Raw genomic sequence first — 12,199 nt, forward strand, 5'->3', positions numbered from 1 at the left:
CGGGACGGGCCGTCACTAGCCTGCCCCCATGACCCGGTGGACGATGGCACCCGACCAGATCCCCAGCGCGTGGTTCAACGTCGTCCCCCACCTGCCCTCACCACCGCAACCGCCGCTGCACCCCGGCACCCGCGAGCCGGTCGGGCCCGACGACCTGGCGCCGCTGTTCCCGATGGAGCTCATCGGCCAGGAGGTCAGCACCGAGCCGTGGATCGACGTGCCCGGCGAGGTGCTGGACATCCTGCGGCTGTGGCGCCCCACCCCGCTGGTCCGCGCGGTGCGCCTGGAGCAGGCGCTGGGCACCCCGGCGCGGATCTACTTCAAGGACGAGTCGGTCTCGCCCCCGGGCAGCCACAAGACCAACACGGCGGTCCCGCAGGCGTTCTACAACCACGCCGAGGGCATCACCCGGCTGACCACCGAGACCGGCGCCGGCCAGTGGGGCACGGCGCTGGCGTTCGCCTGCGCGCAGTTCGACCTGGACCTGAAGGTCTACATGGTGCGCGCGTCCTACGAGCAGAAGCCCTACCGGCGCGTGGCCATCCAGACCTGGGGCGGTGAGGTCGTCGCGTCCCCGGTCGACGACCCGACCCACCCCGGGTCGCTGGGCGCGGCAATATCCGACGCGGTGCGCGACTGCGCCGGCCGCGCCGACTCCCACTACGCGCTCGGCTCGGTGCTCAACCACGTGCTGCTGCACCAGACGGTGATCGGGCTGGAGGCCAAGCAGCAGCTGGAGCTGGCCGGGGAGCGGCTGCCCGACGTCGTCATCGCGCCCTGCGGCGGCGGGTCGAACCTGGGCGGCATCGCGTTCCCGTTCGTCCCGGACGCGGGCGTGCGGCTGCTCGCGGTCGAGCCGTCGTCCTGCCCGACCCTGACGCAGGGGTCCTTCGGCTACGACTTCGGCGACACCGCGGGGCTGACGCCGCTGCTGCCGATGTACTCGCTCGGGCACGACTTCGTCCCGCCCTCGATCCACGCCGGCGGCCTGCGCTACCACGGCGACTCCCCACTGATCTCCGCGCTCGTCCGCGACGGCCGCATGGAGGCGGTCGCCTACCCGCAGGGCAAGGTCTTCGAGGCCTCGGTCGTGTTCGCCCGGACCGAGGGCAAGATCCCCGCGCCGGAGTGCGGGCACGCCATCCGCGCGGCGATCGACGAGGCGCTCGCGGCGAAGGAGACCGGCGAGGAGAAGGTCATCCTGTTCAACTACTGCGGGCACGGTTTCCTGGACCTGTCCGCCTACGACGACTACCTCAACGACCGGCTGCCCGACGAGCAGGGCTGAGGAGGGGCTTCGAGGCCGCTCCGCGGCCGGCGAGGCCGGGCGGGGTGGCGTCCTCGCAGCGCTGGCTGGGCGTCGCAGCGCTGGCTGGGTGGTCGCAGCCCGCCGGCGGGCTGCGACGGCACCTCCGGGTCTGCGACCTGGCCGAATCACAGATCGGCCCGGCCGGCGCGTCACGAGGACGCTGTCACCCGTCTACCGGATGCCCGCCGGGGCCCGCGAGCCGTCGCCACGCCAGTTCGGCCAGCGCCGCCGCCTGCACGCCCAGCACCGAGTCGTCGAACAGCGCCGTCGACGAGTGCATCGCCGGCGGCGCGCCCCGCCGCGCGTCACCCGGCGGCCGGGCCCCGAGGAAGACCATCGTGCCCGGCACCTCGTCGAGCACGTAGGCGAAGTCCTCCGAGGCCATCGACGGCGCGGCGAGGCGCTGCACCGCCCCCGGGCCGTGCAGCTCGTCGAGGGCCGCCAGTACCCGCGCGGTCTCCCCGGCGTCGTTGTGGGTGACCGGGTAGGAGGCCCGGAACTCGACGTCGACCCGGCAGCCGTGCGCGTTCCCGATGCCCGACGCCAGCACCGGCAGCCCGTCCCGGACCAGTGCCAGCGTCTCCCGCGACAGCGTGCGGATGTTCAGCCCGATCTCCACGTCCTCCGGGATGACATTGCCGGCGGACGGGGCGGTGGCCAGCCGCACCACGGAGACCACGGCCGGGTCGGCCGCGGGGACCCGGCGCGCGACGAAGGTCTGCACCGCCAGCACGATCTCGGCCGCGGGCGGCACCGGGTCGACGCCGTCCTGCGGCCGGGCGGCGTGCCCGCCGGTCCCGCGGACCCGCAGGGTCATCCCGCTGGCGCCGGCCATGACCGGGCCGGCCCGGGTGGCGAACCGCCCGCGGTCGGTCGTGCAGTCGACGTGCACGGCGTAGGCCGCGACCGGCCGCTCGCCCGCCGCCGCCAGCAGCCCTTCCGCGAGCATCCGCCGCGCGCCGCCGTGGCCCTCCTCGCCGGGCTGGAACGCCAGCACCACCGAGCCGGGCAGCTCGTCGCGGCGGGCGTGCAGCAGCCGGGCCGCGCCGACCAGGCCGGCGACGTGCAGGTCGTGGCCGCACGCGTGCATCGCGCCGGTGGCGGAGGCGTAGTCCAGGCCGGTCGCCTCGCGCACCGGCAGCGCGTCCATGTCGGCGCGCAGCAGGACCACCGGGCCGGGCCGCCCGCCGCGCAGCACCGCGACGACGGAGCTGAGCCCCCGACCGGTGCCGACCTCCAGGTCGAGCCCGTCGACGGCGTCCAGCACGGCCCGCTGCGTGCCCGGCAGGTCCAGCCCGACCTCGGGTGCCGCGTGCAGCCGCCGTCGCAGCGCGACCAGGTCGGCGACCAGCTCGGGCGCCGCGGCGAACGGCTCACTCCCCACGGGCGTCCACGCTACGGGCGGTGCGGGACCGGGAGGTGAACCCGACGCGCGGCTCGCGGGGGTACACGGCGTCGTCCGGCCCTACCGGCCGTCGACCGCCGCCCGCTGGGCCGCGCGCAGCCGGGGCACCAGCAGGTCCACGAAGCCGTCGCAGACCCGGTAGACGTCGGCCATCGGACGGCCCCGGTACACCGCTCCGGTCAGCATCGTGGAGATGATCGACCAGACCATGTCGGCCACGTCGGCGGCCTCGGTCGGGCCCAGCACGGCCAGGTCGTGCACGAGCCAGCAGGTCGCCGACTCGGTGAACCGGCCCAGCAGGTCGCGCACGTTGGCGTCGGAGCTGTTGAGCAGCAGCAGCTGCAGCTTGTAGTAGCGCGGCTGGTGCTCGAACGCCCGGATCACCCGGCGCACCCGGGCCCGGATGCGCTCGACGTCGTCCAGGTCCGCGTAGCGGGTGCCCAGCGGCTGCCCCTCGGTGGCCCACCGCTCCAGCACCTCGGCGTAGAGGTGCTCCTTGGAGGTGAAGTAGCGGTACAGGGTGCCCAGCGCGACGCCGGCGGACTGCGCGATGTCGCGGATCTGGATCTGCTCGTAGTCCTGCTCGTCCAGCGCGGCGGCCGCGGCCTCGACGATGCGCCCGCGGCGGGCGAGCTGCCACTGCGGCATCTCCTCGACCGGCCCCGCCCCGGAGCCCTCGGCCTGCCGCGCCATCCCGCTCCTCGTCCACCTCGGTTGCGCCGAACGGTAGTCGACGCGGTGCCCGTGCGGTCGCCGCCGTTTGCCCCACATGCCCGCCGGCGGCGGGCCCATCAGCCGCGCGGGAGCCGCAGGATGCGCTCCGCCACGACGTTCAACTGGATCTCGACGGTGCCGCCGCCGAGCAGCTGGGCCGGCACGGACAGCACGACGTCGGCCGGGTCGCCGGGTCCGGTGCGCGCCGCGGCCTCCGGGCCGCCCAGCGCGACCATCGCCGTGGCAGCGGCGCGCGACAGCTCCGCGGAGGCGACCTTGGCGACGCTGGAGCCGACGCCGGGCTGCTGGCCGGTCATCCGGCGCAGCGTCTCGCGCAGGGTGAGCGCCGAGATCGCCGTGGACCGCGCCTGCAACCGTCCGAAGGCGCGGACCCCGGCGTCGCGGCCGGGCCCGGGCGGGGCCTTGGCCAGCAGGTCGCGGACGGCGTCGGTGCGCCCGGCGCCCAGCGACGAGCTGATCGTCACCCGCTCGTTGGCCAGCGTGGTGGTGGCCAGCCGCCACCCCTGGCCGGGCTCGCCGACCAGCAGGTCGTCGGGCACGAACACGTCGTCGAGGAAGACCTCGCTGAAGTGCGCGGCCCCGGTGGCCTGGCGCAGCGGGCGGACGTCGACGCCGGGCGAGCGCATGTCGACCAGGAAGTAGCTCAGGCCCTTGTGCTTGGGCGCCTGCGGGTCGCTGCGGGCCAGGCAGATGCCCCAGTCGGCCTCGTGCGCGCCGGAGGTCCACACCTTCTGGCCGGTCAACCGCCAGCCGCCGTCGACCTTCGCCGCGCGGGTGGCCAGCGAGGCCAGGTCCGAGCCCGCGCCGGGCTCGGAGAACAGCTGGCACCACACGACCTCGCCGAGCAGCGTGGGTTCGGCGAAGCGCCGCTTCTGCGCGTCGGTGCCGTGGGCCAGGATCGTCGGCACTGCCCACTCGCCGATCACCGTCGTCGGCGGGGTCAGCCCGCGGCGGGCGTACTCCTGGACGATCACGACCTGCTGCTCGGCGCTCGCGCCGCGCCCCCACGGCGCCGGCCAGTGCGCCGACACGAGCCCGGCCCCGACGAGCGCCGCGTGCCGCCGGTCGGGTTCGGGCTGCGCCAGCGCCTCGTCGAGGGCCGCGGCGACGCCCGCCCGGAAGGTCGGGTCGTCCTGGTCGATGCGCACCGGCAGATCGAGCTCGGCCGTGCGGCGCGCCCGCAGCCCGGCCTCGCCGCAGGCCGACGTCCAGCGGTCGGCCGGGCCGGTGGCCGCCGCGGTGCCCAGCGCGCGCCGCCAGTACAGGTGCGCGTCGTGCTCCCAGGTGTAGCCGATGCCGCCGAACAGCGTGACGGCTTCCAGCGCGGCGTCGGCGGCGCCGGCGATCGCGGTCACCGCCGCTGCGGCCACGGCGATGCCCCGCTGGTCGGGGTCCTGCCCGAGGCTGCGCACGGCGTCCCAGGCGGCCGCGGCGGCGAGTTCGGTGGCGACGAACAGCCGCGCGGCCTTGTGCTTGACCGCCTGGAACGAGCCGACCGGGCGGCCGAACTGCTCGCGGGTCGCGACGTGCTCCACCGCGGCCTCGACGCACCAGCGCATCACCCCGGCGGCCTCGGCGGCGAGCAGGGCGAGCACGGTGGCCTCGGCGGCATCCGGGTCGATCGCGCCCAGGTCCGCCCCGTCGCCCACGGCGAGCCCGTCGAGCTGCAGGCGGCCGAGGTCGCGGGTGAGGTCGACCCCCTGCTCCCGGACGGGGGACGCGGCCGCCGCGGCCAGCCGCAGCCAGACCGGCCCCTGCGGGCCGGCGGCACCCACCACGAGCACCTCGGCGGCGAGCAGCCCGGCCAGCGGATCGGTGCGCCCGCTCAGCACCCAGCCGTCGTCGGCGCGAGCGGCCCGCAGCCCCGCCCCGGCCGGCACCAGCGCCGCCGTGGCGCCCGCGGCCAGGTCGGTGAGCAGCGCGGTGCGCCGGTCGCTGACCGGGGCCAGGCCGGCGACCGCGCCGGCGAGCACGGTCGGCACGAACGGCCCGGGCAGCAGCAGCCGGCCGGCCTGTTCGAGCACCACCGCGAGGTCGGTGAGGTCGCCGCCCTGTCCCCCGACGTCCTCGCCGAGGTGCACGGCGTGCAGGCCCTGCGCGACCAGGTCGGGCCAGTGCCCCGGTCGCTCCCCCGCCGCGAGCGCGTCGAAGGATTCCCTGGTACGTGCGGTCGGCGCGGCCCGCTCCACGAAGCCGGCGGCGGCCGCCGCCAGCGCGCGCTGCTCGTCGGTGAGTGCGATCGACATCCTCGCGCGCCCCCTAAGCCCCATCGCCCGGCCGCCCGAGAATATCGAAACTAGAATCTAGTTTGACCCGCTGATCGGACGAGCACCGACCGCCGGTGAGCCCATGTCGCGACGTTATCCGGGTTGCACGAAGCCGCTCTCGCTCAACCAGGCCGGACGAGACCCGCGCTCGTGCCACCCCGCCCGCTCCCCAAGGACGCCGCCGAGTTGGACCAGAGCCGCGCTCGCTCGGCGGGATCGGACGAGAGCCGCGCTCGTGCGGCCCGACGCAATGAAGGGCGGGTGTCCGCGCAGGCTGGCGTGTCCTCGCAGCGCTGGTAGGAGACGTCGCAGCGCTGGTAGGGGATATCGCAGCGCCGGCGAGGATGTCGCAGCGCGCTGGCGCGCTGCGATCACACCCCGGGAGCTGCGAGGACACCGCAGGGGCTGCGAGGACACCGCAGCGGCACGTGCTCCCCTGGGCTCGCGCCTGCGGCACTCACCCACGCGCCCCGCTCCGCGGGCCCGACGGAACGAGAGTGGCTTTCGTCCAACCTGGTCGCACGAGAGCGGCTCTCGTCCAACCGGCGCCCCGCAGGGAGGAGGAGGGCGGCGTCCCCGCTGCCCGATCTTCCGGCCGGCGCTCTGGTGTCGGCGCCCGTCCGGACGTGAGACTGGTGATCTCGACGAGGAGGTGCCATGCGACGGACCGGCCGGTCCAGCTCCCTGCTCGTGCTGCTGTCCGTGCTCGTGGTGCTGGTGGGCTGCTCGGCGTCGGCGGCGGTGCGGCCGATGGCCCGGAACGACGCGCCGGGCCTGGCGGCGCGGATCGACGCCTTCCTCGACGACGGCGGCAGCAGCCGCCACGACCGGGTGCGGGCCGTCATCGTCGACGTCCGGGGCGAACGCCGCTACGTGCGCGGCACGCCGGGCAGCCGGGGCGCGGCCCGGTCGGTGACCAAGAGCGTGATGGCCACGCTGATCGGGATCGCGATCGACCGCGGGGAGATCGGCGGCGTCGAGCAGACGCTGGCCGAGCTGCTGCCGGACCTGGCCCCGACGATGCCGGAGGCGGTGCGCTCGGCGACGTTGCGGCAGGTCCTGACCATGACCGCCGGGATCGCCACCGACGACGCGCTGGCCGCGCACGGTCCCACCCCGGCCGACGACTGGGCCGCGCACGCCCTCACCCTCCCTCCGCAGGGCCCGCCCGGCGACCGCTTCGCCTACTCGACGGCCGGCTCCCACCTGCTGTCCGCGGTGCTGACCGAGGCCACCGGGCGTTCGGCCCTGGACTACGCCCACGAGGTGCTGTTCGGCCCGCTCGGGTTCGCCGCCCCGACCTGGGACGCCGACCCGCAGGGCCGGCAGAAGGGCGGTACCGGGCTGGCGCTGACCGCCGAGGAGATGCTGGCCATCGGGCGGCTGTACCTGGCCGGCGGCACGTGGGACGGCGAGCGCGTCGTGTCCGCCGAGTGGATCACCGCGGCCACCAGCGCGCACGTCGGCACCGGCGGCAGGCAGCTGCCCGGCTACGGCTACCAGTGGTGGGTGGGCACCGCGGGTGGCCACCCGGCGTTCGCCGCGGCCGGGTTCGGCGGCCAGCTCATCGAGGTCGTGCCCGACCTCGACCTCGTCGTGGTCGTGCGCACCGACGTCACCAACGGCCCGGGCGCTCCCCCGAACGACTACGCGGGGATGGTCGACGCCGTCATCGTCCCGGCCCTCAGCCCTCGCTGATCCCCCGCCTGCGCAGCAGGTAGGTGTCCATGATCCAACCGGCCTCGGCGCGGGCCGCCGCGCGCACCGCCACGATCTCGTCGGCGACGGCGCGCAGGTCGCCCGCGACCAGCACCTGGCGCGGGGTGCCCAGGTAGGCGCCCCAGTAGATGTCGAGGTCGGTGTCGGGCAGGTCGGCGAAGGCGGTCCGCCCGTCGAGCATGACCACGACGTCGGGCACGTCGCGGGGCATGCCGCGCTCGGCCAGCCGGCGGCCGGTGGTGACCAGGACGGGCTCGCCGACCCGGTTGAGGATCAGCCCGTGCGCGGCGGCCAGCGCCTGCACGCTGCTGATGCCGGGGATCGACTCGACGTGCAGCGGAGGGTCGGTCCGCGAAGCGACGCCCTGCAGCAGGCGCAGGGTGCCGTCGTAGAGCGCGGGGTCGCCCCAGACCAGGAACGCGCCGACAGCGCCGGGCGGCAGCGCCGCGGTGATCATCGCGGCGTAGGCCCCGGCCCGGGCGGCCTGCCAGTCGGCGACCTCGGCGCGGTAGTCGGCGGGGTCGCGTTCGCGCGGGATCTCCGGCGCGGTCACCACCCGGTGGTCCGGGCGGGCGTGGCGGGCCAGCAGCGTGGCGCGCAGACCGGCCAGGTCGGCGATCCCCTTGTCGATCTCGAAGAACACCTCGGCGCGCCCGATCGCCGCCGCGGCCTGCAGCGTCAGGTGCTCGGGGTCGCCCGCCCCGATCCCGATGACCAGGACGGTGCGGCTCGCGGTGTCGTGCTCACTCACCTTCCAGGTCGCCCTCGGTCTCCAGGTAGATCTGGCGCAGGGCGTCCAGGGTGGCCTGCTCGGGGTGCTCCCACAGGTCGCGGTCCACCGCCTCCAGCAGCCGTTCGATCATCCCGTGCAGCGCCCAGGGGTTGGACTCGTCGAGGAACTTGCGGTTGACCGGGTCCAGCACGTACTCGGCGGTGAGCTTCTCGTACTGCCAGTCGGCGATCACACCGGTGGTGGCGTCCCAGCCGAACAGGTAGTCGACGGTGGCGGCCATCTCGAACGCGCCCTTGTAGCCGTGCCGGCGCATGGCCTCCATCCACCGCGGGTTGACGACGCGGGCGCGGAACACCCGGGCGGTCTCCTCGTGGAGGGTGCGGGTGCGCACCGCCTCGGGACGGGTGGAGTCGCCCACGTAGGCGGCGGGCGCGGTGCCGGTCAGCGCGCGGACCGTGGCGACCATGCCGCCGTGGTACTGGTAGTAGTCGTCGGAGTCGGCGATGTCGTGCTCGCGGGTGTCGGTGTTCTTGGCCGCCACCGCGATCCGCCGGTAGGCGGACTCCATCTTGCCGCGGGCGGGCACGCCGTCCAGGTCGCGGCCGTAGGCGTAGCCGCCCCAGGTGCTGTAGACCTCGGCGAGGTCGGCGTCGTCGCGCCAGTTGCGCGACTCGACGAGCTGCAGCAGCCCGGCGCCGTAGGTGCCCGGCTTGGAGCCGAAGATCCGCACCGGGCGCTCGCCGTCGTCGTGGGCGCGCACGAAGTTCTGCTCGGCCGGCTCGTCGAGGCCGGCGACGAGCCGCACCGCGTCGTCGAGCAGGGCCAGCACGTGCGGGAACGCGTCGCGGAAGAAGCCCGAGATCCGCACGGTCACGTCGATGCGCGGGCGGCCCAGCTCGGCGAGGTCGATCACCTCCAGGCTGGTGACGCGGCGGCTGGCCTCGTCCCACACCGGGCGCACCCCCAGCAGCGCCAGCACCTCGGCGACGTCGTCTCCGGACGTGCGCATGGCGCTGGTGCCCCACACCGAGAGCCCGACGCTGCGCGGGTGCTCGCCGTGGTCCTCGACGTAGCGCGCGACCAGCGATTCCGCCATCGCCTGCCCGGTCTCCCAGGCCAGCCGCGAGGGCACCGCCTTCGGGTCGACCGAGTAGAAGTTGCGCCCGGTCGGCAGCACGTTGATCAGGCCGCGCAGCGGCGACCCGGACGGCCCGGCGGGGACGAACCCGCCGTCGAGGGCGTGCAGCACGCGGGTCAGCTCGTCGGCGGTGCCGGCCAGTCGGGGCACGACCTCGGTCGCGGCGAACTCCAGCACCCGCACGACCGCCGGGTCGGCGTGGGGCTCGCGGGCGGCGACGACCCCGGGCGCCGCGGCCGGGTCCCACCCGGCCGCCTCCATGTCCGCGACCAGCGCGTGCGCGCGGGCCTCCACGTCGTCGACGCGGGCCTTGGCCTCGTCCTCCCCCAGCCCCAGCGCCTCGCGCAGGCCGGGCAGGCTGATCTCCCCGCCCCACATCTGGCGGGCCCGCAGCATCGCCAGCACCAGCTCGACGCGCCCGTCGCCGGCGGGGGCGGCGCCCAGCACGTGCAGGCCGTCGCGGATCTGCACGTCCTTGATCTCGCAGAGCCAGCCGTCGACGTGCAGGAGCATGTCGTCGAAGACGTCCTCCTCGGGGCGGTCGGACAGCCCGAGGTCGTGGTCCATCTGGGCGGCCTTCATCAGGGTCCAGATCTGCTGGCGGATCGCGGGCAGCTTGGCCGGGTCGAGCGCGGAGATGTTGGCGTGCTCGTCGAGCAGCTGCTCCAGCCGGGAGATGTCGCCGTAGGTCTCGGCGCGGGCCATCGGCGGGATGAGGTGGTCGACCAGGGTGGCGTGCGCGCGCCGCTTGGCCTGTGTGCCCTCGCCCGGGTCGTTGACCAGGAACGGGTAGACCAGCGGCAGGTCACCCAGCGCGGCGTCGGTGCCGCAGGAGGCGCTCATCCCCATCGTCTTGCCCGGCAGCCACTCCAGGTTGCCGTGCTTGCCCAGGTGCACGATCGCGTCCGCGCCGAATCCGCCCTCCGCGCGCGGCGCGGCCAGGTAGCGGTAGGCGCCCAGGTAGTGGTGCGAGGGCGGCAGGTCGGGGTCGTGGTAGATCGCCACCGGGTTGGCCCCGAACCCGCGCGGCGGCTGCACCATCAGCAGCACGTTCCCGGCCGACAGCGCCGCCACGACGATGTCGTCCCCGTCGACGTAGAGCTCGCCGGGCGCGGGGCCCCAGTGCTCCTCGACGCCGGCGCGCAGGTCGTCGGGCAGCCCCTCGAACCAGCCGCGGTAGCGCCGCGCGGAGATCCGGATCGGGTTGCCGGAGAGCTGCTCCTCGGTGAGCCAGTCGGGGTCCTGCCCGCCGGCGGCGATCAGCGCGTGCATCAGCGCGTCGCCGTCGCCCGCGACGACGCCGGGCAGCCCCCCGCCGTCCCCGCCGATGTCGTAGCCGGCCTCGCCCATCGCCCGCAGCAGCGCGATCGCGCTCGCCGGGGTGTCCAGGCCGACCGCGTTGCCGATGCGGGCGTGCTTGGTGGGGTAGGCCGACATCATCAGCACGATGCGCTTGTCGGCGTTGGGGATGTGGCGCAGCCGGGCGTGGCGCACGGCGATCCCGGCGACGCGGGCGGCCCGCTCGGGGTCGGGCACGTAGACCGTGAGCCCGTCGGCGTCGAACTCCTTGAACGAGAACGGCACCGTGATCAGCCGCCCGTCGAACTCCGGGACGGCGACCTGGGTGGCCACGTCGAGCGGCGAGAGCCCGTCGTCGCTCTCGGCCCAGGAGGCCCGGCTGCTGGTCAGGCACAGCCCCTGCAGGATCGGCACGTCCAGCGCGGCCAGCTCGGCGACGTCCCAGGCCTCGTCCTCGCCGCCGGCCGACGCCCCGGCGGGCTTGGTGCCCCCGGCGGCCAGCACCGTGACGACCATGGCGTCGGCCCCGGCCAGCGTGCGCAGCAGCGCGGGCTCGGCCTGGCGCAGGGACGCGCAGTACACCGGCAGCGGCCGGGCGCCGGCGTCCTCCAGCGCGGAGCACAGCGCCTCGACGTAGGCGGTGTTCCCGGCGAGCTGCTGGGCGCGGTAGTAGAGGACCGCCACGACGGGACCGTCGACCGGACGGGCGTCGCGCTCCAGGATCCCCCAGGCCGGCAGCTGCACCGGCGGCTCGAAGCCCTGCCCGGTCAGCAGCAGCGTGTCGGACAGGAACGCGTGCAGCTGGGCCAGGTTTGCCGGGCCGCCCTGGGCGAGGTAGGTGTGCGCTTCCGCGGCCACCCCCGCGGGCACCGTGGACTGCTCCATCATCTCCGCGTCGGGCGCGTGCTCCCCGCCGAGCGCGACCACGGGCAGCCCGGAGGCGCGGGCCGCGGCCAGCCCCTCGGACCACATCCGGCTGCCGCCCAGGATCCGCACGACCACGACGTCGGCCCCGTCGAGCAGCGCGGGGAGGTCCTCGGCGGGGGTGCGGGCGGGGTTGGCGAGCCGGTAGGCGGCCTGCGAGGAGCGCGCGGAGAGCAGGTCCGTGTCCGAGGTGGACAGCAGGACGACGACGGGGGTGCCCGGGGCGGTGCCCGGCACGTGGGGGCCCATGGAGGTGCCTTCCTCCCGATCCTCGTCGGGGCTGGAGGGTGCGCGGCGGGCGGGTCAGTGTCCTGGCTCCCGGATCAGCGCGCGCCCCGGCCTTCCGGGTCTCCCCGTGGCCGTCGGCGGGGTCTGCTCCCCGGTGACAGTGGCGGGACCGCGCCGGACTCGCACCGGCTTCCTGGGTCCCGCTCGCCGTATTCGGTTGTGGTGGTGCGGCGTTCGTGCGGCGTTCGTTCCGGGCCACTGTCCGTGCCGCGCGGACGCCCCGTCAAGCCTTGTGACGGGCCGCTCGTCGGAGCGCGTCGCCCGCTCGGGTGTGCCTACAGTGGCGCCGTGCCCGTCCGCCCAGACGCCTGCCCCGGTGTGTTCGCCCTGCACGACGCCGCCGACGGCGCGCTCGCCCGGGTGCGGGTGCCCGGCGGCGCGG

7 protein-coding genes and 1 riboswitch are annotated in these 12,199 nt (G+C 75.5%); of the genes, 2 read left to right on the forward strand and 5 right to left on the reverse strand.

Annotation, left to right across the window (positions count from 1 at the left end):
• The first annotated feature begins 28 nt into the window (after nucleotides 1–28).
• The gene (locus KIK08_RS21645) at nucleotides 29–1,288 is read left to right on the forward strand and encodes a TrpB-like pyridoxal phosphate-dependent enzyme (RefSeq protein WP_214405042.1); all 1,260 of its coding nucleotides are present in this window, start codon (nucleotides 29–31) and stop codon (nucleotides 1,286–1,288) included.
• A 184-nt stretch (nucleotides 1,289–1,472) separates the two neighbouring features.
• Here the strand turns inward: KIK08_RS21645 and KIK08_RS21650 are convergent, their stop codons facing one another.
• From KIK08_RS21650 to KIK08_RS21660, 3 genes are all read right to left on the reverse strand, one after another.
• Entirely contained in the window at nucleotides 1,473–2,693 is a 1,221-nt protein-coding gene (locus KIK08_RS21650) for a M20 metallopeptidase family protein (RefSeq protein ID WP_214405043.1), read from the reverse strand.
• An 81-nt stretch (nucleotides 2,694–2,774) separates the two neighbouring features.
• The gene (locus KIK08_RS21655) at nucleotides 2,775–3,407 is read right to left on the reverse strand and encodes a TetR/AcrR family transcriptional regulator (RefSeq protein WP_214405044.1); all 633 of its coding nucleotides are present in this window, start codon (nucleotides 3,405–3,407) and stop codon (nucleotides 2,775–2,777) included.
• A gap of 98 nt (nucleotides 3,408–3,505) precedes the next feature.
• Entirely contained in the window at nucleotides 3,506–5,695 is a 2,190-nt protein-coding gene (locus KIK08_RS21660) for an acyl-CoA dehydrogenase family protein (RefSeq protein WP_214405045.1), read from the reverse strand.
• Between the two features lie 678 nt (nucleotides 5,696–6,373).
• Here KIK08_RS21660 and KIK08_RS21665 point away from each other — a divergent pair.
• Nucleotides 6,374–7,414 carry a serine hydrolase domain-containing protein gene (locus KIK08_RS21665; RefSeq protein ID WP_214405046.1) on the forward strand — a complete coding sequence of 347 codons (1,041 nt, stop codon included), beginning with the start codon at nucleotides 6,374–6,376 and terminating at the stop codon, nucleotides 7,412–7,414.
• On the opposite strand, the gene cobF is transcribed toward KIK08_RS21665, so the two are convergent.
• Together cobF and cobN are read right to left on the reverse strand one after the other, a co-directional pair.
• On the reverse strand, nucleotides 7,401–8,186 hold the full coding sequence (gene cobF / locus KIK08_RS21670) for a precorrin-6A synthase (deacetylating) (protein WP_214405047.1): 786 nt from the start codon (nucleotides 8,184–8,186) through the stop codon (nucleotides 7,401–7,403). The genes KIK08_RS21665 and cobF overlap by 14 nt on opposite strands.
• Nucleotides 8,179–11,778 (reverse strand): cobaltochelatase subunit CobN, encoded by a 3,600-nt coding sequence (gene cobN / locus KIK08_RS21675; protein WP_214405048.1) that lies wholly within the window; start codon nucleotides 11,776–11,778, stop codon nucleotides 8,179–8,181. The genes cobF and cobN overlap by 8 nt, the downstream gene beginning before the upstream one ends.
• A 55-nt stretch (nucleotides 11,779–11,833) precedes the next feature.
• Nucleotides 11,834–11,953, reverse strand: a riboswitch (cobalamin riboswitch).
• Nucleotides 11,954–12,199: the final 246 nt, after the last annotated feature.

It is taken from the genome of Pseudonocardia lacus, from assembly GCF_018531445.1.
Classification (GTDB): Bacteria; Actinomycetota; Actinomycetes; order Mycobacteriales; family Pseudonocardiaceae; genus Pseudonocardia; species Pseudonocardia lacus.

Coding starts and splice junctions, on each gene's coding strand:
- KIK08_RS21665 (WP_214405046.1), top strand. CDS start 6,374: ATGCGACGGACCGGCCGGTCCAGCTCCCTGCTCGTGCTGCTGTCCGTG.
- KIK08_RS21655 (WP_214405044.1), bottom strand. CDS start 3,407: ATGGCGCGGCAGGCCGAGGGCTCCGGGGCGGGGCCGGTCGAGGAGATG.
- cobN (WP_214405048.1), bottom strand. CDS start 11,778: ATGGGCCCCCACGTGCCGGGCACCGCCCCGGGCACCCCCGTCGTCGTC.
- KIK08_RS21660 (WP_214405045.1), bottom strand. CDS start 5,695: ATGTCGATCGCACTCACCGACGAGCAGCGCGCGCTGGCGGCGGCCGCC.
- KIK08_RS21645 (WP_214405042.1), top strand. CDS start 29: ATGACCCGGTGGACGATGGCACCCGACCAGATCCCCAGCGCGTGGTTC.